At 36.2% G+C, this 26786-nt stretch carries 20 protein-coding genes and 1 tRNA gene; 13 read left to right on the top strand and 8 right to left on the bottom strand.

From position 1 onward, the window contains the following. Positions 1-25 precede the first annotated feature (25 nt). From EO244_RS05325 to EO244_RS05305, 5 genes are all read left to right on the top strand, one after another. Positions 26-2368: a GH92 family glycosyl hydrolase gene (locus EO244_RS05325; RefSeq protein WP_129253617.1), complete on the top strand. Its 2343-nt coding sequence runs from the start codon at positions 26-28 to the stop codon at positions 2366-2368. Between the two features lie 90 nt (positions 2369-2458). Continuing rightward, positions 2459-3928, top strand: coding sequence for a basic secretory protein-like protein (locus EO244_RS05320; protein WP_129253616.1), 1470 nt, complete (start codon positions 2459-2461; stop codon positions 3926-3928). A 40-nt stretch (positions 3929-3968) separates the two neighbouring features. Continuing rightward, positions 3969-5993: a basic secretory protein-like protein gene (locus EO244_RS05315; protein ID WP_164977411.1), complete on the top strand. Its 2025-nt coding sequence runs from the start codon at positions 3969-3971 to the stop codon at positions 5991-5993. A gap of 79 nt (positions 5994-6072) precedes the next feature. After that, the gene (locus tag EO244_RS05310) at positions 6073-9000 is read left to right on the top strand and encodes a GH92 family glycosyl hydrolase (RefSeq protein ID WP_129253614.1); all 2928 of its coding nucleotides are present in this window, start codon (positions 6073-6075) and stop codon (positions 8998-9000) included. 112 nt (positions 9001-9112) lie between these two features. Beyond that, positions 9113-10090 carry a type I phosphomannose isomerase catalytic subunit gene (locus EO244_RS05305; protein ID WP_129253613.1) on the top strand — a complete coding sequence of 326 codons (978 nt, stop codon included), beginning with the start codon at positions 9113-9115 and terminating at the stop codon, positions 10088-10090. A gap of 127 nt (positions 10091-10217) precedes the next feature. On the opposite strand, the gene EO244_RS05300 is transcribed toward EO244_RS05305, so the two are convergent. The 3 genes from EO244_RS05300 to EO244_RS05290 form a co-directional block, all read right to left on the bottom strand. Continuing rightward, positions 10218-11144, bottom strand: a complete 927-nt coding sequence (locus EO244_RS05300) for a CPBP family intramembrane glutamic endopeptidase (protein WP_129253612.1) — start codon at positions 11142-11144, stop codon at positions 10218-10220. 159 nt (positions 11145-11303) lie between these two features. Beyond that, positions 11304-12632, bottom strand: coding sequence for a DEAD/DEAH box helicase (locus tag EO244_RS05295; protein ID WP_129253611.1), 1329 nt, complete (start codon positions 12630-12632; stop codon positions 11304-11306). A 99-nt stretch (positions 12633-12731) separates the two neighbouring features. Beyond that, positions 12732-13244 (bottom strand): DUF7935 family protein, encoded by a 513-nt coding sequence (locus tag EO244_RS05290; RefSeq protein WP_129253610.1) that lies wholly within the window; start codon positions 13242-13244, stop codon positions 12732-12734. A 177-nt stretch (positions 13245-13421) separates the two neighbouring features. Here EO244_RS05290 and EO244_RS05285 point away from each other — a divergent pair, with 177 nt between their 5' ends. From EO244_RS05285 to EO244_RS05275, 3 genes are all read left to right on the top strand, one after another. Then, positions 13422-14615, top strand: a complete 1194-nt coding sequence (locus EO244_RS05285) for a pyridoxal phosphate-dependent aminotransferase (protein ID WP_129253609.1) — start codon at positions 13422-13424, stop codon at positions 14613-14615. 166 nt (positions 14616-14781) lie between these two features. After that, positions 14782-14855: transfer RNA gene (locus tag EO244_RS05280), tRNA-Pro, on the top strand. Positions 14856-15294: 439 nt separating this feature from the next. Beyond that, a complete protein-coding gene (locus tag EO244_RS05275) occupies positions 15295-15744 on the top strand; it encodes a DUF3859 domain-containing protein (protein ID WP_129253608.1) in 450 nt (149 codons plus the stop codon). Between the two features lie 168 nt (positions 15745-15912). Here EO244_RS05275 and EO244_RS05270 read toward each other — a convergent pair whose 3' ends face one another. Next, entirely contained in the window at positions 15913-16329 is a 417-nt protein-coding gene (locus tag EO244_RS05270) for a BT0820 family HAD-type phosphatase (RefSeq protein ID WP_129253607.1), read from the bottom strand. A gap of 508 nt (positions 16330-16837) precedes the next feature. Between EO244_RS05270 and trxB the strand changes: the two genes are divergently transcribed. Further along, complete coding sequence (gene trxB / locus EO244_RS05265; protein WP_129253606.1) at positions 16838-17833, top strand: thioredoxin-disulfide reductase; 996 nt, start codon at positions 16838-16840, stop codon at positions 17831-17833. 139 nt (positions 17834-17972) lie between these two features. Here trxB and EO244_RS05260 read toward each other — a convergent pair whose 3' ends face one another. The 3 genes from EO244_RS05260 to EO244_RS05250 form a co-directional block, all read right to left on the bottom strand. Beyond that, a complete protein-coding gene (locus tag EO244_RS05260; RefSeq protein ID WP_129253605.1) occupies positions 17973-18194 on the bottom strand; it encodes a (2Fe-2S)-binding protein in 222 nt (73 codons plus the stop codon). A 158-nt stretch (positions 18195-18352) separates the two neighbouring features. Beyond that, on the bottom strand, positions 18353-19132 hold the full coding sequence (locus EO244_RS05255; protein WP_164977410.1) for an HD domain-containing protein: 780 nt from the start codon (positions 19130-19132) through the stop codon (positions 18353-18355). Between the two features lie 130 nt (positions 19133-19262). Further along, the gene (locus EO244_RS05250; protein ID WP_129253603.1) at positions 19263-20060 is read right to left on the bottom strand and encodes a sulfite exporter TauE/SafE family protein; all 798 of its coding nucleotides are present in this window, start codon (positions 20058-20060) and stop codon (positions 19263-19265) included. Positions 20061-20466: 406 nt separating this feature from the next. Here EO244_RS05250 and nadB point away from each other — a divergent pair, with 406 nt between their 5' ends. From nadB to EO244_RS05230, 4 genes are all read left to right on the top strand, one after another. Continuing rightward, a complete protein-coding gene (gene nadB / locus EO244_RS05245; RefSeq protein ID WP_129253602.1) occupies positions 20467-22041 on the top strand; it encodes an L-aspartate oxidase in 1575 nt (524 codons plus the stop codon). A 17-nt stretch (positions 22042-22058) separates the two neighbouring features. Next, a complete protein-coding gene (gene nadC, locus EO244_RS05240; RefSeq protein WP_129253601.1) occupies positions 22059-22910 on the top strand; it encodes a carboxylating nicotinate-nucleotide diphosphorylase in 852 nt (283 codons plus the stop codon). A gap of 12 nt (positions 22911-22922) precedes the next feature. Then, a complete protein-coding gene (gene nadA / locus EO244_RS05235; protein WP_129253600.1) occupies positions 22923-23849 on the top strand; it encodes a quinolinate synthase NadA in 927 nt (308 codons plus the stop codon). 212 nt (positions 23850-24061) lie between these two features. Further along, the gene (locus EO244_RS05230; protein WP_129253599.1) at positions 24062-26197 is read left to right on the top strand and encodes a tetratricopeptide repeat-containing sensor histidine kinase; all 2136 of its coding nucleotides are present in this window, start codon (positions 24062-24064) and stop codon (positions 26195-26197) included. On the opposite strand, the gene EO244_RS05225 is transcribed toward EO244_RS05230, so the two are convergent. Next, positions 26194-26715, bottom strand: a complete 522-nt coding sequence (locus EO244_RS05225) for an FMN-binding protein (RefSeq protein ID WP_129253598.1) — start codon at positions 26713-26715, stop codon at positions 26194-26196. The genes EO244_RS05230 and EO244_RS05225 overlap by 4 nt on opposite strands. Positions 26716-26786: the final 71 nt, after the last annotated feature.

The raw sequence follows: 26786 nt of genomic DNA, 5'->3' as shown, positions 1-26786 counted from the left end.
AAAGCAAATTCAAAAATCAACTAATATGAAGTCACTGACTTATTTACTTATTGCGACATTAGGCATTTTAAGTTATACCAACTTAAGTGCCCAAGATAAAGATCTGACCCAATACGTCGATCCTTTTATAGGTACTCAGGAAATGGGACATACCTTCCCTGGGGCTTGTGCTCCATTTGGAATGGTTCAACTAAGTCCTGATACCGATAGTATCTTATTCTCTACTAACGGAAAATACAATAAAGACGTATACCGTTACTGTGCAGGTTACCAGTACACAGATAAATCTATTGTTGGTTTTAGTCATACACACTTAAGTGGCACCGGTCATTCTGATCTGGGTGACTTTTTAATTATGCCAACCATTGGTCAAGTCAATTACAATCCTGGCACAATCGAAAACACAAAAAATGGCTACCGTTCGATGTATCGTAAAGAGACTGAAAAAGCAGAGCCCGGATACTATACCGTTGAACTGGATGATTACAAAATTAAAGCTGAATTAACAGCAACACAACGTGTCGGCTTTCATCAATACACATTCCCTAAAACAGATGATGCCCATATTATTTTAGACCTTAATCATGGTATCTATAATTACGATGGTAAAGTATTATGGTCGACGATTCGAGTTGAAAACGACACTCTGGTTACAGGTTATAGAATTACTCGCGGCTGGGCAAGAACCAACTACCTGTATTTTGCAATTAGCTTTTCTAAACCAATTAAAAATTACGGTTGTCAGAATAATGAAAAAGTCATTTATAATGGTTTCTGGAGAAAGTTCGACGAAACCAAGAACTTCCCGGAAATGGCAGGTAAAGCTTTGACAGCCAATTTCGATTTTTCAACAGAAGAAAATGAACAAGTAAAAATCAAATTTGCTCTGTCAGCAGTTAGTACCGAAGGTGCACTAAAAAATCTAAAAGCAGAAGTTCCGCATTTCGATTTTGATCGTACAAGAGCGGAAACAAAAGCAGCATGGAATAACGAATTAAGCAAGATTAATGTAACAGCGTCAAACGAAAAGAAAACAACATTCTACACATCTCTGTATCATTCATTTATCAATCCAGTAGAATATATGGATGTGGACGGAAAATACAGAGGTTTAGATCACAATATTCATCAGGCTGAAGGTTTTACAAACTACACCGTATTCTCACTATGGGATACCTACAGAGCACAACACCCTTTGCTTTCACTTATTCAACCCAAGCGTTCATCTGATATGATTAATTCGATGCTTGCACATTATGAGCAATCTGTGCATAAAGTCTTACCTGTTTGGAGTCACTTTGGAAATGAAAATTGGTGTATGATTGGTTATCACGCTGTACCTGTTATTGCAGATGCCTGGATAAATGGCCTACGTGGCTTTGATCCTGAAAAAGCTTTGGAAGCATGTTTAGCCAGTGCTAATTACAATATGTATGATGGAATCGGTGATTACAAAAAATACAAATATGTGCCACACGAAACCAGTAAAGTTGGTGCTTCTATAACACTTGAGTACGCTTACGATGATTATACCATTGCCCAATTTGCTAAGTCATTGGGAAAATCTGATATCGAAAAAGAGTATCTAAAACGTTCTGAAAGCTGGAGAAATTTATTCGATGACGAATCAGGATACGTCAGAGCAAAAACTAAAGCTGGTGAATGGGTTTCACCTTTCGATCCTCTGGATACTCATGGCGCAGGATTTATTGAAGGAAATTCTTGGAACTACTCCTTATATGTTCCGCAGAATGTAAGTGGTTTGGCTAATAAGATGGGTGGTAAGGAGCGTTTTGCAGCACATCTGGATTCGCTTTTTACCATGCACATCCCGGACAAATACTTCGCTCATACTGAAGATATTACCAGAGAAGGTATTATGGGGGGCTATGTTCATGGAAACGAGCCTAGTCATCATGTGGCATATATGTACAACTGGGCTGGGAAACCCTGGAAAACACAAGAGCGCATTCACAAGATCATGAAAACAAAGTACCTGAATAAACCTGATGGTTTATGTGGGAATGATGATTGCGGACAAATGTCAGCCTGGTATATTTTCTCATCTTTAGGTTTCTATCCTGTATGTCCGGGTTCGGGGCAATATGTTATTGGAGCGCCATCGGTTAAGGAAGCCAAACTAAATTTGGAAAATGGAAAAACCTTTGTGATAAAAGCTCCAAATTTCTCTGATAAGAATATATACATCAAGTCAGTTACTCTTAACGGAAAACCATGGAAATATAATTTTATCAACCACAAAGATATTGTAAACGGTGGTGAACTTGTTTTCAAAATGACTCATCGCCCTAACAAAAAGTGGGGTAATTCTGAGGATACGTTCCCTTACTCAAACACTAAAAATTAAATAAGCCATATTTCACTGAAAACAGGGACTATTATGCCTCTGTTTTCATTAGAACAATCAATCTTTCTGAGAAAAACTCACTAAAATAACATGACACAAATAATATCTAAATGCATGCTTCTAGCATGTATAACAGCCATCACTATATCTTGTTCAAATGAAAGAAAGGCTCCTGTTGATGTTACAAATTACAAATGTATCACCGAATCAAACTCTGAAAATTCTCCTGTGGGTGAAGACATTAGTAAACTAACAGACAATGATCCTTATTCAAAATTCTTAACATTTAGCAATAACAGCGTTGTTGAATTTCAAATATTGAAAAAGTGTACACTAAGTCGTTATTCTATTGTTTCAGGTGGCGATGAAGAATCTCGAGATCCGTATACATGGACTCTTGAAGCAAGTAATGATCGTATATCATGGACACTGATTGATACACAAGAAAACATAGAATTTTCTGAAAGAAATCAAAACTTAGAATTTAAAATAACGGACGCTGACTCCTATAAATTCTTCCGTTTAAATCTTTCAACCAAGGCTAGTGATATTCTTCAAGTTTCCGAAGTTGAACTTTGGGGGCATTGGGATTCATCAGACAAAAACCCAATTGCTTTATTTTCATCCAATAAACAATCATTCTTCAATAAAGGAGAAGTAAGTTTCACCAACCTTTCTGAGAAATCAGATAGCCACCAATGGTATTTTGAGGGGGGATCACCAGAATCAAGTCAGGAAGCTAATCCTGTAGTCAACTATAAATCTCACGGCAAATATACAGTTCAATTGATTGCTGGCAATAATGAACTTAAAGACACAATTACACTCGATGACTATGTTGTTGTGAAACGAGAAGGTGCTTGGGATCAATTTCAATACCCTAAAACAAATTTTGTAAACACAACCCTAGGAGGCAATGGTGATTTTTACAAGGAGCTTGTTCCACAACCAATCAATTTAATTAACGAAGTCTGTCTGGATGTATGTAAAATTCTTTACCGCAGTGTTGACGAAATAAACACTCTTGATATACTGGATTACTCCATTGAGGATATCGAAACGATCTCTGCAAAAGGTGGAAATCCTCCGCATATTAACATCTTTTTTAGCTCAAGCTACCTGGTTAAAAAGAAGAATGATATGAGTAATGATGAACTTATATCTGAAATCGTAGGCGTTCTTTATCACGAGCTAACACATGGGTATCAATACTCACCTAAGGGTGCTGGGAGTTATAAACAAGGCACTGACTTTTTCGGATTTTTAGAAGGTACAGCTGACTATGTGAGATACAAAGCTGGCTACTCAAACCTTAGCTACAGAAAACCCGGAGGTCATTGGAATGATGGTTATAAAACATCCGCATTTTTTATCGATTGGCTCCATACCAAAGATTCAGACTTTGTTTATAAGCTCAATCAAACTGCTTTAACGATTATTCCATGGTCATGGGAAAAAGCAACTCAGGAAATTCTTTCGGCTTCAGTTTCTGATTTATGGAATGAATATCAAGAATATCTAAAATCATATGCCCAGTCCGATGAAAAACAAAATGTCTAATCCAATTCATATTAATATCTATACTAAAAACAATCAAATTATGAGAAAATTACTAAACCTCAGCTTAGTTTTTCTAGCTGTAATTTTATTCACAAACTGTGATAAAGATGAAAGTCTTAATCTTTCGCAGATTGAAAGCAAAGTAAAGGCTGAATTTGTAGCGGACAAACAAACTATTTTTGTTGGAACAAGCGTACAGTTTACGAATCGAACGGTTTATGGAAACACCTATGAGTGGACTTTTGAAGGCGGTGAACCTGCAACAAGTACTGACAAAGACCCAATAGTAACCTATTCCGAATTAGGCGACTATAAGGTAAGCCTAAAAATAACCAATGAGTATGGTGAAAACACAAACACTCAAGACTCTTACATAAAAGTTACTGACGATGCTGGTTGGGCAAATTTTCAATTCCCAAATATCCATTTCACAAATAAAACAATCAACGGAAATGGTAGTTTATATGCCGATTTGATCCCTAACGAACAAGAGTTTATCAAAAAGGTCTGTTTACAAGTATGTGTAGAGTTATTTAAAAGCGTTGATGAAGTAAACACCATTACAGACATCACTTATACCGTTGAAGATACTGACGTTTTATCTGCAAAAGGTGGAACTCCCCCACATATTAACATCAGTTTCAGCTCAAGTTATTTAATGCAGAAAAAAAATGAAGGCTTGTCTGATGAAGAATTGATTAAAGAAATTGAAGGTGTATTGGTTCACGAAATTACTCATGGATACCAATATGAACCTAAGGGTGCTGGTAATTATGCTCAGGGAACTGATTTCTTTGGTTTTATCGAAGGTATTGCTGATTACGTAAGATACGTTGAAGGCTTCACACCTACTTCTCGCCGTTCAACAGGTGGAAACTGGAAAGATGGTTACAACACCTCAGCTTTCTTTATCGACTGGTTGCATACAAAGGATAATTATTTTGCGTACAAACTAAACCAATCAGCAAAAACCATTAATCCTTGGTCATGGGAAGCCGCAATAAAAAAGATATTAGGTTCAGACACTTCTGTTGCAGAACTATGGAGCGAGTATCAAAGTGATCTTACATCTGGTAAAATTACTCAGATAGATGCTGAGCTAAAAGAGATGAGAGAAAACAGAGAAGATGTTGACTATCCAAGTGATTCTGGAGAAGTTGTTGACATTACAGAATCGGGATGTACCATAAGCAGGGATATGTCTGCTGATTCTCCTGAAAACGAAAGCGTTGAAAAACTAATTGATAACAATTTTGCTTCTAAATATCTAATTTTCACAAACAACACCTGGGTTAGATTTGACTGTGAAAAAGCTTCAGTTCTTAAAGCTTACACTCTTACTTCAGGTAATGATGCTCCTGGCAGAGATCCAAAAAATTGGACATTATTAGGATCAAATGACGGTACTAACTGGGCGGAGATTGATTCTCGTTCTGGCGAATCCTTTTCTGCCAGAATGGAAACAAGACAATTTGAATTTGAAAACACAAATGCTTATAAGTTCTTCAAATTCGAGTTTGAAAATACTGAAGGTGATATATTCCAGCTTTCCGAAGTTGAATTATTTAATGGTATTCCTGTAAAAGAAGATAAAGAAGAAGAGGACGAAGGTGAAGTTGACATCACAGAGAAAATTATTTCAGCTGCCGTTCAAGCTGAAGATTTCGCCTTTTTTGATTGGGGACTACCAGAATTTGCATATGATAATAATCCTGGAAGCTCCTTTTTCAATATGAATAACAATACCTGGTTTGTATTTGAAACAGAAAAAAAATACAATGTCAACAGACTTTCAATTAGTGCAACAGCTAATCTTTTCGGAATTGAGTTCGTGTTTACACCTGATGAATTTATTTTGTTAGGCTCTAATGATGGCCAAAACTGGACCGAGATTACCACCGTTGCAGAAACTGGCATTATTGCATTTGAAGAAAGAAAAGAATTTGCTTTCGAGAATTCTGAATACTATAAATTCCATAAAATCACATTGTCTGCCGAAATTGAAGAGGGAGATAACAAAAGAATAATGATTGGAGAAATGGAATTGTTCGGAACTGCAGAATAATAAAATTAAACTCAACCAACTATAAAAAGACCACTATTGCTTAGATAGTGGTCTTTAAATAAGACAACACAAAAGTGTCATGATTAAAAATATTCTCATTTTTTTAGCCTTAAGTCTCAGTATCTATTCTTGCCACACAGCTAAAGACTATACGCAATGGGTTGATCCCTTTATCGGAACCGGAGGACACGGACATACCTATCCTGGTGCACAAGTCCCATTTGGTATGGTTCAACTAAGTCCTGATACCCGAAATGATGAATCCTGGGATGGCTGCGGTGGTTATCACTATTCTGACTCTTCTATAATCGGTTTTAGCCATACTCACCTGTCAGGTACCGGAGTTTCTGATTATGGAGATATTTTGTTAATGCCAATTACTGGTAAGGTCGATTTGAATTCCGGAACAAGTCAAAAACCCGATTCTGGATATCGCTCACGTTTTTCTCACGAAAACGAAACTGCTACCCCAGGCTACTACTCCGTATTTTTAGATGACTATCAGGTAAAAGCTGAACTAACAGCTACCGAAAGAGTTGGTTTTCACCGCTACACATTCACCCAAACAGGTGATATCAATATTCTGCTTGACCTAATACATAGAGATCCAGTAATTGATTCCGAAATTGAAATTACTGGCCCAAAAACCATACAAGGAAAAAGAAGATCAAAATATTGGGCAGGGGATCAACACTTATTCTTTGCCATTGAATTTTCGAAACCCTTCAATGCAACAAAAATATTTGACAATCAAAACGAAACGGCATCTTCTCAAAGTATCAAAGGAAAAAAATTGCAAGCAACCGCACTTTTCTCAGTTAAAGAAGGTGAACAACTTGAAATAAAAGTCGCACTATCAGCAGTAAGTGCTGAAGGAGCAAGAAAGAATTTAGAACATGAATCTGCAAAGCTCGATTTTGACAAAGCCAGACAATTAGCAAGTACCAAATGGAATAAAAGCCTGAGCAAAATTGAAGTTGAAGGTGGGTCAATAAAAGAAAAAAGAATATTCTATTCAGCTCTTTATCACAGCCTTTTAACACCAAATATCTCTCAGGATGTAGATGGCCAATACCGAGGTATGGATGGCATGGTACATCAAGCTACTGGCTTTACCAACTATACTGTATTCTCTTTATGGGATACCTTCAGAGCCTTACACCCGTTACTTAGCATTGTAGAACCTGAACGAACAGGTGATTTTGTAAAATGTCTGGTACAAAAAAGTAAAGAGTTTGGTGAATTACCAATGTGGGAACTTGCCTCAAATGATACCCGTTGCATGATCGGTTATCATGCCGTATCACTTATTACTGATGCGTATGTTAAGGGCATCACTAATTTTAATCTTGAGGAGGCCTACATTGAGATGAAAAAAACGGCTATGCTCAATAAGCGAGGCTTAAAAGCCTACAAAACTTTAGGCTATGTCCCTTCTAATAAAAGTAGTCAAGGTGTATCTAAAACTTTGGAATATGCCTATAACGATTGGTGTATTGCTCAAGTTGCTAAAGCTCTAAACAAACATGAGGATTACGATTATTTCATGAATCGTGCTTCAAACTACAAAAATATTTATGACCCTTCAGTGGGATTCATGCGAGGAAAAAACGATGATCATACATGGGTGAAAAATTTTGATCCTACAGCTGTTGGTTACAACTATACCGAAGGAAATTCATTTCAATACAGTCTGTTTGTTCCACACGATATTGCAGGTATCACCAATTTACTGGGAGGTAAAAAAGAACTTGAAAATTGGCTCGACCGCCTTTTCACAACCGAAATGGAACATGAACTTGAGGAACTAACCGATGTGAGTGGTTTAATTGGTCAGTACGCTCATGGTAACGAACCAAGCCATCATATGGCCTATCTGTACAATTATGCCAATGCCTCATGGAAAACACAACACATGGTTCGCCATATTATGGAAACTCAGTACAACGATACACCAGATGGGCTTTGTGGTAATGAAGATTGCGGTCAAATGTCTGCTTGGTATGTTTTAAGTGCTATGGGATTATATTCCGATTGTCCTGGATCTCCTACCTATTCAATTGGATCTCCAATATTCGACAAGGTGACATTGCACCTTGACAATGATAAAACCTTCATAATAAATGCTAAAAACAATGGTAAAAAACAACCATATATCAAATCTGCTCATTTAAATGGGAAAGAATGGAGTCGTACCATCTTATCTCATTCTGAGATAACAAAAGGTGGAGAATTAATACTCAATATGAGTAAAGAAGCAAACAGAAACTGGGGCATTGAAACTGCCAATTCAACATCGACTTATCCATCATCACCGATAGTTTATCTGTCAGAACCCACAGATGTTTTTATCGATCAATTTATTGTAGATATTAAATGTAATGATCCGGATGCTAAAATCTACTATACACTTGATGGCTCTACACCAAACCAAACAAGTAAGCAATTCAAAGATGCCTTCATCCTTAAAGAAAGTACCGATTTAAGAATGAGATCGTACAAAAAAGGCTGTCTGCCAGGATATGTAGTACACAGACAAATCAAAAAACAGGAGGCATTAAATTTAAAGGCTTCTGAAATTAAAACAGGCCTTCGCTATTCATATTATGAAGGCATTTACCGATCGGTTTACGATTATTCACTGGATACACCAGTTAAAACCGGAATTGTTGCAGTACCAAGCCTTGAAGTATGTAATAGAAATGAATGGATAGGTCTAAATTTTAACGGTTATATAAAAATTTCTCATTCTGGAGAATATACATTTTACATGTCAGCTAACGATGGTTGTAAATTGACTATTAATGGTGAAGAACAATTTGAAAGCGACGGTCGAAAATCACATGCATTTGGTCAAAAATCTAGTATTAAATTGTCAAAGGGCTATCACAAAATCGAGTTCGATTTCTACCAATGTTCAGATAATATTGACCTAATTGTAGATTGGGAAGGCCCAAATATAAAAAGACAAAATATTCCGGCAAACGTCTTTTATCATTCAAAATAGTAAAACTCAACAACAAACAACAACTACCTTACTCCCATAAAGTTAAAACATAACTGGGGAGTAAGGTTTAAATTAAAACGCAAATGGCGGTTTAATTTCTAAACTATTGAGTATGCATTTATATCCAATTAAATTCGTCCCCATTCCTAAAGAAACAATATGGGGTGGAAACAAGTTAGAAAGTTTACTATCAAAAGACTTTCCTACAAACAAAAAAATAGGTGAAAGTTGGGAAATATCTGGGGTGAAAGATAATATCTCACTTGTAGCCAACGGTCATTTAAAAGGAGAATCCTTAAATAAACTAATTGACAAATTCGGAAGTCGGCTATTAGGTCATAAATTGTATGAAAAATTCGGAAATGAATTTCCTTTACTCATTAAATTTATTGATGCTGACGATGCCCTTTCCATACAAGTACATCCCGATGATAAACTGGCGAAAAAACGTCATAATTCATTTGGAAAAACCGAAATGTGGTATGTTATCGATGCAGAAAAAGATGCCAATTTGATTGTCGGCTTCAATCAAAGAGTAGACCAGAAACTCTATCAGCAAAAGCTAAAAGAAGGTAATCTGGAAGATATTCTAAATACGGAACAAGTTAAAAATGGCTCTTGCTACTTCATTCCTGCTGGTCGCGTTCATGCCATCGGGAAAGGGATTCTTTTAGCTGAAATACAGCAGAATTCTGATATCACCTACCGCATGTACGACTGGAACAGAGTTGATCAACAAGGGAAATCGAGAGAACTACACACCGAAATGGCTGTGGATGCTATTGATTATAGCTTGGAAGAAGAATATGCAACACCATATACCTCTGAGATAAATAAAACAACAAGCCTGGCACAATGCGATTACTTCACTACCAATCATCTGGTATTTGATTTAGAAATTATGCGAGATTACTCCCTTTTAGATTCCTTTATCATTTATATCTGTTTGGAAGGGGAGTTTGAAATCTGCTATAATAATCTTGATAGAACACTAGTAAAAAAAGGAGAAAGTTTTTTAATTCCAGCTGAACTAAATAATTTAAGTCTTAAACCTAAAACTCAGGCTAGTTGTCTTGAAGTATACATTTAAAACTGATAAACAAACAATTTTGGACTAAGGATTTAGGATAAGTAAAAATGGTTTTTGGTTAGTCGTTAATGGAGAAAGTTTCTATCTTAACTGATGAACTTTCTCCTATAAACTGTATCCTTTATCCTTACTCCTTTTCTCCTTCTACTCTCTGATTCAAGATAGCAAAATTCCAATTGTACTTTTTAGCAAGTATCCCAATCATAATAACTGCTGCAAGTACCATAATAATCAAATCTTTCACCGGATCAACATGATTGTTGATAAACAAAGCTGGTGTTTGCAGAACAGATGCCTTAGCTGTCACAAATATTGAGATAAAAATATTGTTGGCCGCATGAGCTCCCATGGCCGTTTCAATCCCATCGTCAAGTACGGACATCAGTCCAAAGACTAAACCAAATATAATATACTGAGGCATGGTAATCCAAAAGCCATATTCCTTAACCTCAGGATTCATAATATGCAACAAACCAAAAGCCACAGCTGGTAATAAGGCTGCTAGCCATCGGCTGCGTGTCCATCGGGCTACCCCCTGAGCCAAATAACCTCTAAAAATAAGCTCTTCAAAGGTAGTTTGAAAAGGAATAATTAAAAGAGAAACGAGGATTAAAGGAAGAAATAAAGACCAATTTAAATTCAGCTCATAATACTGTCCATTCATAGAATAATCAACGACCAACATCAAACCGGAAATCATTGCCCAAATTGCCGCCGAATAGAAAAAACGGTTCCAACGAATACGCTGCGTACCATTAATAACCTCCTTCACATTTCGTTTATGAAAAGGTTTTAAAATCAAAATAAAACCTATCAGCCCAACAAGAAATGGAAACATCAACAGAAATAAACTCAAGTTAGGATCAAGCCCCAGTCCAGTCAGATCACCCGGATTGTCCGGATTAAGCGTTCCCCCTGTAGCCGCACCAAAAATTGCAGCTATGCCCAAGGGAATAGCGCCAAGAGTATTAGCAATTAAAAATGCAATAATGGGAAGCAGAAGATACTTCCACCACTCATTGGGTCCTTTTAGGGCGCGCTCCAGAAATTTCATATAATACGATTTAATAGATTGTTTATTTTGAATTCCAAACCTAGTAAAAATAACATAAAGCAAAAAAAAACGCTCAGTTGAATTGAGCGTTTTTTAGATGATATCCTGATTACAAACTACAAAGCATAGTAATAACAAGATTTATATTTTAAAGAAATATTATTTCTTTTTCCTTTTAGCATTTCTCTTAGCATTTCTCTTTCTATTCTCACGTTGCTTCATTAGTCCCTTCGATCCGGATGGCGTTTTAGAATTTTTAGCTGATTTTTCGTGGAAACCACTCCCCTTCTTCGCTGCTAACTTGATTCTTACGTTTCGGGTTTGAATCTTTTCGTCTTCCAAAAGCTGAGATGTTAATTCAACACCTTCAGGAATTTCTTCCAATGCTACAGGCTGACCAATTAATGCCTCAACCTTTTCCATCAACTCCTCTTCCTTCTCATTCACAAAACTAATAGCAATACCTTCTTTATCAGCACGCCCCGTACGACCAACACGGTGAACATACTCTACATAGTTGCTTGGCATATCAAAATTGATCACATGACTCACATTTTCGATATCGATACCACGAGCGGCAACATCAGATGAAACAAGAACTCTGGCTCTTCCTTCTCTAAAAGAATTCAAGGCATTCAAACGAGTATTCTGAGCTTTATTCGAGTGAATAACACTCATATCATCACCCAACATTTCCTCTAATCGATCAACAATACGATCTGCGTTTTTCTTGGTTTCAGTAAAAATCATCACTTTATTGAAAACCTCTTTATCTTCCAAAAGAAATTTCAAAAGGTTTACCTTACTCAGAATATTCTTAACATGATATTGTTTCTGATGGATATTTTTAACTGTACTTGCCTGAGGAGCCACCTCAATTCGATGAGGCAACAATAAAAAATCATCGGATAGTTTAGCTACAATATCTGAGAAAGTGGCAGAAAACAATAGATTCTGATGTTTTTCGGGAAGAATCTCAAAAATTGCCTTTAGTTGAGGCATAAATCCCAAATCCATCATTTTATCAGCCTCATCAATCACTAAAGTTCTAATATTTGTAAACTTCAGAATTCGGGTCATATAGATGTCCATCAGACGCCCCGGAGTCGCAACAAGAATATCCACACCTTCGTATACCTTCTCCTTTTGCGTATTGATATTAACGCCACCATAAAGCCCTAAAGCCCTAATATCCATATAAGGAGTTAAAAGTTCTATGGTTTCACAAACCTGAACAACCAACTCACGGGTGGGCACCACAATCAAAGCCCTGGGATCCATTCCCTGAGCATAACCTAATTTCATCAGAATTGGCATCAGATAAGCCAAAGTTTTTCCCGTACCGGTTTGGGCTATACCGATTACGTCTCTACCCGAACGAACAGGCGAAAAAACCTCTTGCTGAATCGAAGTGGGTTTATCGAAACCTGCATCGATAAGGGCATTTAAAATTGGCTTACTTAATTTGATGTCGTCAAATGAACTCATACTCTTTTTTTGTTTGTAGAAATTTGCGCAAAAGTAGTCATTTTATTCCGAGTAGTTTAATATAGACAGACTTTATAATCAAAAACGCAGATTTCAAATCTAAAATAAGCTTTGAACTTCTTCTTTTAAAAATGCAATCGCTTTAGCATGGCCCGATTGCTTATCCTGCATATGTGCCTCGATGATGGCTTTGCTCAGATTTATAGAACTATCCGTTGGAACTAATTGAAGAGCTTCAGAATTTACCAATTGCACCAAACTTTCCTTAGCCGCCTTAATCAGCATCCAGGCTTGTGGTGTCACATACAACTGCTGAGATAAGTTATGCTCAAATTCACCTCTAATCATGCCTAGCAAAACCTGATGAAGTTGCTGATTGGTCATATCAGGCTGATTTTCGCGAATAACCAAAGATTCAGGATGTATTCTTTCCAATAAAATAATGAGCCTTTCGTATGCCTGCAGTCGAATTGGAGTAATTGCCTTTTGATTATTTAAGAAAACGTCTAATTTCATTTTCTTTTCTTCTTTCCCAAGCAATGCTTTTATCAGAAAAAAAGCTGTTGCAAAAACAACAAGGGCAGGTAATGTGTACTTTAATAATTCAAGCATAGTATTAATTAAGTAGATGAGTAAAATAGAATCAATTTCAACTTACATTATCAAATATGAAAACATGCGTCCCAACATATGAAATGTGTTTAAAAACATTACATTTGTAGTTCAAATGTAAATTTGACAACCACAAAAGTATCAAGCAATTTTATAAATCCCTAAAATTAACCAAGAATGTTAAAGGTTTCAAATCGCATCGCTTCAATGGAGTTATCTCCAACACTTGGCATGTCTCAAAAAAGCAGAGAACTTAAAGATCAAGGAATTGATGTGATTAATTTAAGTGTAGGAGAACCCGATTTTAAAACTCCGGATCATATTAAAGAGGCTGCTCATAATGCCATTATTAACAACTATTCATACTATTCCCCAATTCCAGGCTTTTTAGAATTAAGGAAAGCGATTTGTACCAAACTGAAACGAGACAATCATCTGCAATATACACCAGAGCAAATTGTCGTTTCAAATGGGGCTAAGCAATCCATTCTAAACGTCATCATGTCAGTTGTTAATCCTGGTGATGAAGTTATTATTCCTAGTCCATATTGGGTGAGTTATGTTGAGATCGTAAAATTAGCAGAAGGTATCAACGTCTTTGTTCCTGCAGGTATCGACCAAGACTTCAAAATCACTCCTGAACAACTTGAGGCTGCAATAACACCTAAGACCAAAGCCTTTTTATTTAGTTCGCCTAATAATCCGACAGGAAGTGTCTACTCCAAAGAAGAATTAAAAGCGCTTGCACAGGTTTTCGAAAAATATCCTGAAATTGTTATTATTTCAGATGAAATATACGAACACATTAATTATATCGGTTCACACGAAAGTTTGGCCCAATTTGACGAAATAAAAGATCGTGTGGTCATTATCAATGGCGTGTCAAAAGGCTATGCCATGACCGGATGGCGTATTGGCTATATTGCAGCTCCGCTTTGGATTGCTCAGGCTTGTACTAAACTTCAGGGACAAATGACATCGGGTGCATCGACTATCGCACAAATGGCATCGGTTGAAGCTTTCAATGGGGATCAGATGTGCACACAAGAGATGAAAACAGCTTTCAAACAACGAAGAGAAACTGCTTTTAAACTACTCTCCGAAATCACTGGGTTTGTAATTAAAAAACCCGATGGAGCCTTCTACTTTTTTCCTGAAGTTTCAAAACTTTTTGGTAAAAAATGGAATGGACAAACCATTAATAACCCAACTGACTTAAGCCTCTATCTTCTTGAAGAAGCTAAAGTTGCGACAGTTACAGGCGAAGCGTTTGGTGCGCCTGATTGCTTAAGATTGTCATATGCAACCAGCGAAGAAATTATGACTACCGCAATTTCAAGAATTAAAAAAGCAATAGAACAATTAAATTAATCCCTAAATATTGAATATACCAAGCCACCTCAAAAAGGTGGCTTTTATTTGCCCGATAAACTGATATGAATCAATAAAATAAATAAGTAATTCAGCAATGCCTGTTATTTATCTTTCTATTTTATTTGCGATTTATGATTCTGAAACTATATTTGTACTAACAATTCGGGATGTGGCGCAGTCCGGTAGCGTACTGGTCTGGGGGACCAGGGGTCGCAGGTTCAAATCCTGTCATCCCGACGAATTATTAAGGAAAATACGAAAGTGTTTTCCTTTTTTTATTTACATTGAAACCTCTTTAAAAACAGGCACGAGACAAAAGGGCCGGGAATTGCTGTGAACGACAAAGGGCGAAGGGCGAAAAGTATGACAGGGTTGCGTTAATAGAACTGAGCTCAAAACTTACTCGGAGCCTCAACTGAAGTAAGACCCCGAAATACAATATCGCCTGGCAAATCAGGTAACTGAAATCATGCGGCAGTATAGACTATTCAATTATTTTATTTTTCAAATAGGCTAAGTAAAGCTCCTAATTTTTATCTAAAAGAAGTAGCTTTGAGATCTTTTAATTACACCTCATCTAGCCTATTTTACAAATCTTACGAAAGATATAGGATAGATTGCAGATGTATCTATCGTTCTCTCTTCGTGAGAGTTTCAAGCATTAATAAAGTAAATCATGAATATAGAGATTGTTGATTATGGTATTTGCCAAGCGATTGGAAATACAACCAAAGATATTGTTCCAGATAGTCCGACAGGGTATTTTTTGCATTCTGATGATATGGCGTTCCTGGAAAGAACAAATGTCATTTATCCGAAGCTTGGTTTGAGTTTTGGTATTAGCTACCAATTTAAAACTGACACAGAGGTCGCAGATATTATTGAATATGAATGTAGAATCAAGCATCCTAAGATGATCAATCCTACAACCAATGAAGTATTTACTGAAATCGTAGAGGCTAAAGATGAATGGAGTGATGAGCTGGGATTTGATTTCTATACTTTAGAGTTTGACTGGGAGATTCAGTTTGGGGAGTGGATTTTTGAGATTATCCATGACGGAAAAGTTTTGGCTAGTCAATCGTTTTATTTGAAGGAATTGGGAGAATCCTTAAGGCTGAATTAAGATGAGCCGTAGCCTACTAAGGTTGTACAATAAAAAACTCAGATACGAGATAAGAATTGCTACCCTGCAAACGTATTTGATCATTTTCTATAAAATGGATCCGTGAGAAAGACGCTCGCACCATCATCGGGGGAATTTAATATTGAATTCTCCCTTCTGAAAACTGCACTATATCGAAAAATATTTTTTCAGTAGTTTATTGATGCCTTTAGCTTTATTCTGAGAATCTTGTAGATATGGATTTTCTTCTACACCTATTATCCGGGCATAAATTTCACCCCAGTCGGGTAAACCACCAATATTTCGATCGTCAATATAAATATCGGCAATGATCTTTCTGCTGATAGTATCATCAAAAATCTCTTCAGGATAGTTCTTATTAATAGCATAAAATTCAAGATCGTTCTTTTTACAATATGCTACAGCTTCATCCAATTCTGTTCCACTCCGGTAAGTCCATAAAATAAGCTGATGCCCTTTTTCCTGCAACATTTTCAGAGTTTCAAATGCAAAAGGAATCTCAGCACCAATATTGGGGTATTTATGCTCGACTATGGTACCATCAAAATCTACAGCTATAATCATATTGAACCAATTTGAAAGACCTTTATATTAACACTACTACTACCAAAGATATCAAAATTTGATTTAAGCAAGATCACCAATTCGATAATAAGTTATTCAACGTCTAAGACTTAATCATTTAACCCGCTTTTCCACTCTTATAAAAACAGACAAATAGATCAGTAGTCTCTTCTTAGAGAATACGAGTTTCAAACTGAAAAAAAAGCTATTCTAAAAAAAGCCTAAAACGATTAGTCTGGCATAAAAATTTTATTCCGAAATTGTATTCCAGAACGGGACTATAAAACCTGACATAAAGCCCTAAGTGAGTAGAAATGGGCATCACATGAAATAGCATAATTCAAATACAGAATTTAGAATTTCAAGTAGAGCAGCCAGAAATCGAAAACAAACTAAACATCTTATTGATAAATAATGCTTTTTAAGAGACTGAATACATGAACTTATATAGATATTTTATAGATTTGCTCACTCAAAACTATTTAGAATTAGAACAAAAAAACATAAAATGGATCTTTTTAAGCCTATGAACTTAGAGGAAAAAAAATCGACTACACCTGAAGGTGATATAGAAAAAGTAAAATGTCTAATTATTGGATCGGGTCCTGCGGGTTATACTGCTGCAATTTATGCTGCAAGAGCAAACCTTAGCCCTGTCCTTATTGAAGGCTTGCAACCTGGTGGACAATTGACGACGACAACTGAAATTGACAACTTCCCTGGATATCCTGATGGAATTACAGGTGTTGAAATGATGGCAGACTTGAAAAAGCAAGCCGAACGATTTGGTACTGATTGCCGTTGGGGCATTGTAACTGATGTTGATTTCTCTTCATATCCACACAAGGTTGTGGTTGATGGCAACAAAACAATTGAAGCTGAAACTGTCATTCTGGGAACTGGTGCTACAGCCAAATATTTGGGTCTAGAATCAGAAAGCAAGTATGCAGGATCAGGTGTTTCTGCCTGTGCAACTTGCGATGGTTTCTTCTACCGTGGTAAAGATGTGGCTGTTGTTGGTGGTGGTGATACTGCTGCTGAAGAAGCCACATATCTTGCAGGTTTGTGTAATAAAGTATATTTAATTGTTCGTAAGCCGTATTTACGTGCATCTAAAGCAATGCAAGACCGAGTAAATCGCACAAAGAATATCGAAGTTCTTTACGAACACAATACAAAAGAAATTACCGGTGATGGTGTTGTTCAAGGTGCTACTCTAATCAAGCGTCTTGGTGAAGAAGATGAGCAAGAAGTTAAGATCAATGTTGATGGTTTCTTCCTTGCAATTGGTCACACGCCAAATTCTGATTTCTTTAAGCAATATGTTACAACAGACGCAAACGGCTATGTTATCACAGAGCCGGATTCTACCCGAACTAATGTTCCTGGTGTATTTGCTTGTGGCGATCTTAAAGATTCAGTATACCGTCAGGCTATTACATCTGCAGGTTCAGGTTGTATGGCGGCAATGGATGCTGAAAAATTTCTTGCAGAACGCGAGTAATCTACATCGGTATTTAAAGAATTTAAACGCTATCAATTGACTTTGATAGCGTTTTCTTTTTAAAACAGACGCAAATATTGGACATAAAAAAACGCCCTAATAAAGGACGTTTATAAATTTTTCACCTATTTATTGAAAATTACCAAAGCTTAAACTTACTTTGAGCTGCAGGTTTCTTAGCAACAAGCTTGGGTACTTCTGTATCCAAAATAGAATTAATATAACTCATGCATTTACCACAGCCTGTATTGGCACCGGTATATCGGCGAATTTCTTCAATTGTTGTAGCATTTTTCTCATGAATTGCTTTATCTATAGTCTCTCTGTCAACCATCTGACAGTTGCAAACAATATCTCTCATTATATATCTTTATATTCAAAAATTAGACTTTGATTGGGAAAGCAATATCTTTTGATTCTTATGGTCTCTTATGCTTTCCTTATTGAGACAAAGATATAAAAAAAGACTCGCTATTTTTAACGAGTCTATATAAATATTATTGATCTATGGATTGAAACTTACAATTGATTTTCCATGAAAATCTTCATGTTTCGATACATATCAATGACAACATCACTTTTAGGCAAGGTTTCAAAAATGGCTTTTATATAGCTTTTTTCACTCACCATTTTAAAACTTCGCTTATATTTTATGTCAAAAATCCAGGACATCTGAAATAATTTCAAATCGTTTAATGTTTCAACATCCTCCCGATTAGCAACTTTTTCTGCCATAATATCTTTAGAAATTTTCTTAGCTATTCCCGGCAAATCTTTTAGTTCCATATCCAAATGTCTGTTTGGATGAACCTTTTTGTGTGTGTAATAATCAGAAACAATTCGTAACACATCAATTCGATCCGCATCGCGAAGTAAATGAATTAAAGTAAACGAACGCTCATCAGAAATCTTAGGTAAGATATTTAAATCGTGCATTTTCACACAATCAATAATCAAAGCCTTTTCAGCGTCTTCCAAACCATTTAACACTTCATGCTCCTCAATTACCCTTAAACCAATTTGAATATGATTCGAATCGGGAGTATCTGCATAAGTGTCATGTTCTACCAACTGCACAAATCTTCCAATATCGTGAAGAAGAGCTGCAATTCGAATTAGAAACAAGTCGGATTCTTCAATATCTATACTACTTCCTAACTCATTCACATTTTCAACGACACGGGCAGTATGTGCTTTTACCAGATCAATATTGATCTGAATTTCATTGTCTTCACTGGAAAACTCTGAAGCGTATGCTTCATACCAAGAATTAATCTTATTATAGGATTCTTCTATCACTTTAAATTTATTTGATAATTGCTGCAAATCTACAGCTTTTCCTCAAAATCCAAAAGAATTTTGAACCGATGCTTGATGATTTCATTTTCAACATAAAAAATCACGACACACACTCATGACTACCAGATAATTACAAATCAATAAAGCCTAATAGACGCAGAGAGAAAAGTAAAATAATCAGGATCAATAACCACCTCACAAAATTTGCTCCCCAACTTACAGCAAAATACGAAGCTATGAGCCCACCGATAATATTTCCAACTGATGCAATCAATCCCATACCATAATGCACCTGACCATTAAGCATAAAAACCAATAATGCAAAAGGACTGTACAGGAAGACGATAAATACTTTCAATGCATTGGCTTTAACCAAATCGTAGCCCCCTTGTAATACCAAGGCAGCCAAAAGAAAAATACCGACACCAATATGAATAAAACCACCATATATGCCAATGAGAAAAAAAAGAAAAAATGATTTTATACCCAAACGTTTCTTTTGAAGACCATCTACTCCTTTAAGCCATCTTTGAGGTTTTAGAAAAATAAAAACGCCCATAATCAGCATCACAACAGCTATAACTGTTTCAAATATATCCTTATCAATCTTAACAGCAATCTGAGCTCCTAAAACTGACCCCAAAACAGTTGGCAAAGCTAAAAACAAACCTCTTCTAACATCAAGAACAGCTTGTCGTCTGAAGCTTAAACTAGCAGATAGGGTCTGCATAATCACCCCTAAACGAATGGTTCCGTTAGCAAATGGCGCTGATAAACCTAAAAACATAAACAAGGAATATGATATAACCGTACCACTTCCGGCCAAAGTATTTATAAACCCGACCATAAAACCCGCTCCTATTAATAAAATAATAATGGGCCAGGAATAGATATCCAAATCCTGCAAATACTGCATCATTTCAGCCATAATCCCGATTTAAATCTTTTGCCGAACACTCCAATAACATAGGAGCTCTTGTTGTTCGTTGAATTCATAATATTTTAGTACGCAAGTTAGATCAATTCCCAAATACAAGAGCTGTTTCGCAGAAAAATCTCTCCCTTTATTTCATAAAAAAACACAGAAAATTCTTTCCAACAAGCGAGTGAATTCCACAAGACTAAATTTCAATTAATAAGTAGACTGAAAACAAAATAGAAATAAGTCAAAAGGTTTAAAATATCGCATTTACAGCCCATTTTTGTAGCCAAAGCAAGCTCCAATCTTAATTTTAGCTTATTTTTTTGTGAACTAAACCGTTAAAAAGTCCTATTTTCGCAGCAAGATTAAAAAGTCTTCATTTGAACGGGATAAAAACGATTTCTTAAAAAAAATGTTTACAGAAAAAGAGTTTGATTTCTTGATTATTGGTAGCGGATTAGCTGGACTCTATGCAGCTAGTTGCGCAGCTGATTTGGGACGCGTGGTTCTTGTAACCAAAGCTGATCTCAATGTTAGCAACTCCTATTATGCACAGGGCGGTATTGCTGCTGTGACAAATTCAGACGATTCGCCTGATCTGCATTTAAAAGATACATTTGAAGCCGGACGAGGCCTATGTGATTATTCTCCGGTAAATATACTCGTCAACGAAGGACCTGATCGAATTAAAGATCTCATCGAAATGGGTATGCAATTTGACACACTGGAAGGTGAACTATCCAGAGGTCTTGAAGGTGGTCATCTTAGAAGAAGGGTTTTGCATGCCGGTGGCGATTCTACAGGAAAAGAACTGGTTAAATTCCTGACTGAAAAGATCCTCAACAACAAAAACATTGAGGTCTTGGAAAATCAAATGGTTTACAAATTATTGTGCCAGAACAACCAATGCTTTGGTGCACTTACTTATAAACCCAATGATGGCAGCAATCTTAAAATTATAGCCAAACATACATTCTTAGCAATGGGGGGAGCTTCTGCAATTTATCAACGAACCACCAACCCCAATACAACGGTTGGCGATGGTATTGCCCTGGCTTACGCCGAGGGTATTGAAATTGCAGATATGGAATTTGTTCAATTTCACCCAAGTGCTTTCTACTCTGAAGATGGTAATACCTTTTTAATCAGTGAAGCAGTTCGTGGCGAAGGTGCCCAGCTATATAACCTAAAGGGTGAACGTTTTATGGTCGACAAACATGAGCTGGCAGAGCTAGCCCCCAGGGATGTCGTTGCGCGTTCAATCTTTGAACAAATGCAAACCAATAAGGATAAATTCGTCTACTTAAAATTAGATCATCTTGATGCTGATAAGATTAAAGATCGTTTCCCCACACTTTACAAAAAATGTGCTGATTTTGGTGTAGATATGTGTACCCAAGTCCCAATTGCTCCTGCTGCACATTATATGGTGGGAGGCATAAAAACCGGCTTAAATGGCGAAACAAATATTGCAAACCTATATTGCTTTGGCGAACTCGCTTCATCGGGTGTGATGGGTGCAAATCGCTTAGCATCAAATTCACTTTTAGAATGTTTAGTTTTTGGTAAACGAGCGATTAAACATGCCGCTACACAAACAACATCAATAAACAGCCCGAATTTCAAGCTAGAAGAATTGTATTGTAATTCTAAACTTGAAGAAAACTTTTTGAGTAAAGTCAATGATATGGCAAATATCATGAATACAAATCTGGGTATCGTTCGTAACGAAACAGGTATGTATCAGCTCATCGAAACAATCGAATTTATTAAACAAGATTTCCCTTTCGAAAAAAATGAATATTACAGCATCCGCCTGCAAAACCTATTGCAGGTTTGCCAACTCATGACTCAAGCTGCTCTTGAAAGAAAAGAAAGTCGTGGTGGACATATCAGAACAGATTTTGAAGGTGAAAACAGCGCTTATATAGCCCATTCAATACAAACAATAAACAAAGACTTGCGCTTTGTTCCTATCGAAAAATAAATAACATAAATATAAAAATGGAAGAAACCGGACTAAATTTAAAGGAAGTCGATTTCATTATAGATCACGCCTTTCGAGAGGATATCGGAAGTGGCGACATAACAAGCAACAGCTTAATTCCTGAAAGTACAACTGCAAAAGCAAGTATGACTGCAAAAGCCGATGGTGTGATTGCAGGATTGCCCATTGCAAGAAAAGTATTCGAAAAATTAGATTCAAACCTAATTTGGAAGCCAATTGTTAAAGATGGTGACAGAGTTAAAAAAGGTGATTTAATTGTTGAAATTGAAGCCAGCTTTAGAGCCTTGCTTACAGGCGAGCGTCTTGCTTTGAATTTATTGCAACGTCTGTCAGGTATTGCCACAGAAACGGCGAAATATGTGAAAGAAGTTGAAGGCACCAAGGTTAAGATATTAGATACCCGCAAAACCGTACCCGGACTTCGCACATTCGATAAGTATGCTGTAAAAATGGGTGGTGGAACCAATCACCGAATTGGCTTATTTGATCTGGCTATGATAAAAGACAACCACATTAAAATTGCAGGTGGTATCTCCAAGGCAGTTCTTCAGGTTCGTCAAGCAATTCCTGCCGATATTAAAATAGAAGTTGAAACAACAACACTTGAAGAGGTTGCACAAGCTGCTGATGCGGGTGCAGACATTATCATGCTGGACAATATGAGCAACGAGATGATGACTGAAGCTGTTAAACTGATTAATGGCAGATGTCTTGTCGAAGCTTCAGGAAATATGAATATTGCTCGCCTAAAGGGAGTCGCTGCAACCGGAATTGACGTGATCTCTGTTGGTGCTCTTACACATTCTGTTATTGCTTTAGATATCAGTCAGAATATTTGCCAAATATAATCGACATTAAAGATGGAAAAACAAGAAATAATCAAGCAAATTGAAGACTTGAAGGCAAAGAAGAATGCGGTTATTCTTGCACATTATTATACAGACACCGATATTCAGGATTTAGCTGACTATATCGGGGATTCATTGGGATTGGCTCGACAAGCTGCAAACACAACTGCAGACATCATTGTATTTTGCGGAGTTCATTTCATGGCTGAAACAGCTGCGATTACCTCACCTGAGAAAAAGGTTCTAATTCCGGCTCAACGTTGTGGTTGCTCCTTAGCTGAAAGTATTACAGGTGAAGATCTACGAAAATGGAAGGCTGCTAATCCTGATGGCTTAATTGTTTCCTATGTCAATACCACAGCCGAAGTTAAAGCAGAAACTGATTATTGCTGCACGTCATCCAATGCATTGCAGGTGATTGAACACTTAGGTAAAGATCAAAAAATATTCTTTACTCCGGATAAAAACCTGGGCGCTTATTTAAATAAGAAAACAGGTTTTAATATGGAACTCTGGGATGGAGACTGTTGTGTTCATGAGAGAATATCTTCGGATATGGTTTTGGACATGCACCAACAATACCCGGAGGCTGATATCTTAATTCATCCTGAAAGTAATTGTTCAGGTGACGATATGATTTTAGCTCATCCTAAAACATTCTTTTATTCAACGGCGGGAATTATAAAACACGCTAAGGAATCAGATAAGAAACAATTTATTATTGCAACTGAAAAAGGAACACTTCACCAACTTCAAAAAGAAAATCCTGAAAAGGAATTCATTTTGGTTCACCCCAAAGTTATTTGTGGTTCGATGAAAAAAGTAACTTTGCAAAGCCTTTACGAAGCCTTGCTTCATGAACAATATCAAGTTGTGGTCGATCCAGAAATCACAAAAAAAGCTCAACTTTCTATAAACAGAATGTTGGATATAGGATAAATTCATTAAGCCTTGTTAAATTTGACAAGGCTTTTTTTTATGCTAAAAATCTTCGACTAAGTATTATTATTTAGATCTATTCTTAAGATGAACTCGAATGAAAATAGTTAGAAAATGATACCTTTATTTGCTATTTAAAAATGTTGCCTTATTATTTCTACATTTTTTCTCAATTAACCACTTTATTAGCTAACCACATTCAAGACTAATTTATGTCTAAATATTTTACACCCTTACTACTCCTTTTTTTAATTTCTATAATAAGCTTGTCCTTTACAAGTCCTACAGAAAACACAGACTCGATTTCTAATTATTTATCAAAACAATATCAAAAACATCAAGAAAATAATTTTGATTCTGCTGTAATTTATGCCCGCCGTCTGATCAAACATACAGAATTAAATCATCAGGATAGTTTGATGATCAGAACACAACAAAACCTGGGATGGCTGCACCTCGATCGTAACCAGTTGGATTCTGCCATCTATTATTTAAATATTGCCCTTATCAATTCGGAATTACATGAATTTCCTAAACTTTCGATCAGATCACATATAATATTGGGATATTACTATATCACCCAATCTGATTACAGAAAAGCCATTGAGCAGTACCAAACAGCTCTAGATTTGGCCCAACAACATCATGCCCTAAAGTATGAAGCAATCTCATATAACGAATTAGGCAATGCTTATTGGGAACAAGGTTATATACAAAAAGCCCTTCAGGCATTCTTAAACGCCAACACCATTATTGAAAAAAATAATATTGAATCATTAAAAACAAATACACTTGTAAATATTGCCAATATATACATCGCTGATAATCAGTATGAAAAAGCACTTGCCAAACTAAACGAAGTTTTAGAACTATCAAAAGAAAGTAATAATATTGCCAATCAAGCAATCGCTAATAACAATATTGGAACTATATATGAATCTCAAAAAGATTATACAAAAGCACTGATCTACTACCTAAAAGCTCTGGAACTACGCAAATCTGAAGAAGGAAGTCCGGAACTTTCATCTAATTATCACAATCTGGGATCTGTAAACTATGAGCTGGGAGATTATGAACAAGCTATTTACTTTCTCCATAAATCCTTAGCCATTGCAAAAGAAAACAACTTAAAAGTTGATTTTATTTACAATTATGAATACTTGGCAAAAGTCTATATTAAAACAAAAAAATTTGACAAAGCTTCTGACTTTCTAAAAAAAGCCATTAAACTAGCTGATGAACTTGGCTTAATAAACAAGAAACTTGACTTAGCCAAAGTACAAACAGAATACTATCTTGAAACAGGAAAAATAAATCAGGCAAAAAAAGCATTTTTCAGTTATGATTCATTAAAGGAAGATTTTATCAAAAATGAAAAAACGGAACAAATCATAAGAATGCAAACTCTTTATGAAACCGAAAAGAAAGAAAAAGAGAATGCTCTCCTAAAGACACAAAATCAATTATCAAAACTCAATCTTGAAAAAGAAATCCAACGTAAAGATCAAGTCATTATTGGTCTTGTTCTGACACTGGCCTTATTGCTTGTCATCATTATACTCTTGCGTAATATGACAAAAGCCAACAAAACAATTAAAAACATCAACCTTAAGCTTGAAGATTCGAATGAGCAACTTAAAATTATCAACAAAACCAAAGATAAATTCTTTTCAATTATTGCCCATGATCTCAGATCACCTCTTGGAGCCATACTCAGTTTCTCGAACCTGATTCACGACGAAAGCAATTCATCTCAGGAAATTAGTCTTATAAACGAATACAATACTTATCTTAATCAATCTGCTCGCAACCTGAATTCACTGCTTGAAAACTTATTGCAATGGTCAAAATCTCAACTTGGCAACATGAAGTATCAGGCTATCGATTTCGATCTTTCAGAAATTGTACAGGAAAACATTGAAATTCAGAAACTAAAATCAAAAGAGAAATCCATCACTTTTATATCGAAGTTGAATTCGAATATGCCCGTTTTTGCAGATATTAATATGGTGAATACAATTATTCGGAACCTTCTTAGTAATGCCTTGAAATTTTCATATCCCGAATCTGAGATTATTATTTCTGCACAACTTAATGGCGATACCATTCAACTGGCAGTGCAGGATTTTGGTGTTGGGATGAACATGGACAAACAAAGCAAACTCTTTAGTATCGAAAATAATGTATCAACTCTTGGAACCAAACAAGAAACAGGAACCGGATTAGGGCTAATCCTCTGCAAAGAATTTGTAGAAGCAAACGGTGGACAAATCTGGATTGAAAGTGAGGAAAAAAAGGGTTCGACTTTCACATTCACCCTTCCTTTATCCCCAAACGTATCTATCTAATTAGTCTGAATTTCGGTAATCAATAAACTCAAATCTTTAACGCCTTGCGTAATTGAAGGTGCTGAAAGCGTTGCTCCGGATATACCATCAATATCCTTATTCATTTCCATCGATTCGCCTTTGGTTTTCCCTATAAATTGTTTCAGCCAGGAACGCGACATAATTTCACCACCATAAGTTGATCGGTAAACAAGCACCACGACTTTTTCAATAAGCAGTTGTGTGTCGAATATAACCATATAGTCGAAGTAATCTTTTTTCCCTTTGGAAGAAGCAAAACAAGCAAAACCTAATTCATCTCCCCCCGATCTTAAGACAGATATTTTTACATTTTTTATCGAAGAATAACGGTTTGCCAACTCTTCAGATAAATCGATATCCTTTAATTCAACCACCCTATTAGGATAAAGCTTTATTAATGTTTTATCAATCTTCTTCTGAACTGATTTTGGAAACTGAACGGCATTTACAACAAAAGCACAAGCCATCAGGCAAAGAACAATTACAAATTTTCTCATAACAAGATATTAAACTGCAAATTGCGAAGTGATTGGAAAACCATTCACTTCGCAATGCTTACATGTGATAT

Source organism: Ancylomarina salipaludis (assembly GCF_004122035.1).
GTDB classification, from domain to species: Bacteria; Bacteroidota; Bacteroidia; order Bacteroidales; family Marinifilaceae; genus Ancylomarina; species Ancylomarina salipaludis.
This window is presented reverse-complemented; position numbering and strand designations above follow the sequence as displayed.

Bases quoted from the DNA above. Each gene is read 5' to 3' on its own strand.
- EO244_RS05325 (WP_129253617.1), top strand. From the start codon at position 26: ATGAAGTCACTGACTTATTTACTTATTGCGACATTAGGCATTTTAAGT.
- EO244_RS05320 (WP_129253616.1), top strand. From the start codon at position 2,459: ATGACACAAATAATATCTAAATGCATGCTTCTAGCATGTATAACAGCC.
- EO244_RS05315 (WP_164977411.1), top strand. From the start codon at position 3,969: ATGAGAAAATTACTAAACCTCAGCTTAGTTTTTCTAGCTGTAATTTTA.
- EO244_RS05310 (WP_129253614.1), top strand. From the start codon at position 6,073: ATGATTAAAAATATTCTCATTTTTTTAGCCTTAAGTCTCAGTATCTAT.
- EO244_RS05305 (WP_129253613.1), top strand. From the start codon at position 9,113: ATGCATTTATATCCAATTAAATTCGTCCCCATTCCTAAAGAAACAATA.
- EO244_RS05300 (WP_129253612.1), bottom strand. From the start codon at position 11,144: ATGAAATTTCTGGAGCGCGCCCTAAAAGGACCCAATGAGTGGTGGAAG.
- EO244_RS05295 (WP_129253611.1), bottom strand. From the start codon at position 12,632: ATGAGTTCATTTGACGACATCAAATTAAGTAAGCCAATTTTAAATGCC.
- EO244_RS05290 (WP_129253610.1), bottom strand. From the start codon at position 13,244: ATGCTTGAATTATTAAAGTACACATTACCTGCCCTTGTTGTTTTTGCA.
- EO244_RS05285 (WP_129253609.1), top strand. From the start codon at position 13,422: ATGTTAAAGGTTTCAAATCGCATCGCTTCAATGGAGTTATCTCCAACA.
- EO244_RS05275 (WP_129253608.1), top strand. From the start codon at position 15,295: ATGAATATAGAGATTGTTGATTATGGTATTTGCCAAGCGATTGGAAAT.
- EO244_RS05270 (WP_129253607.1), bottom strand. From the start codon at position 16,329: ATGATTATAGCTGTAGATTTTGATGGTACCATAGTCGAGCATAAATAC.
- trxB (WP_129253606.1), top strand. From the start codon at position 16,838: ATGGATCTTTTTAAGCCTATGAACTTAGAGGAAAAAAAATCGACTACA.
- EO244_RS05260 (WP_129253605.1), bottom strand. From the start codon at position 18,194: ATGAGAGATATTGTTTGCAACTGTCAGATGGTTGACAGAGAGACTATA.
- EO244_RS05250 (WP_129253603.1), bottom strand. From the start codon at position 20,060: ATGGCTGAAATGATGCAGTATTTGCAGGATTTGGATATCTATTCCTGG.
- nadB (WP_129253602.1), top strand. From the start codon at position 20,467: ATGTTTACAGAAAAAGAGTTTGATTTCTTGATTATTGGTAGCGGATTA.
- nadC (WP_129253601.1), top strand. From the start codon at position 22,059: ATGGAAGAAACCGGACTAAATTTAAAGGAAGTCGATTTCATTATAGAT.
- nadA (WP_129253600.1), top strand. From the start codon at position 22,923: ATGGAAAAACAAGAAATAATCAAGCAAATTGAAGACTTGAAGGCAAAG.
- EO244_RS05230 (WP_129253599.1), top strand. From the start codon at position 24,062: ATGTCTAAATATTTTACACCCTTACTACTCCTTTTTTTAATTTCTATA.
- EO244_RS05225 (WP_129253598.1), bottom strand. From the start codon at position 26,715: ATGAGAAAATTTGTAATTGTTCTTTGCCTGATGGCTTGTGCTTTTGTT.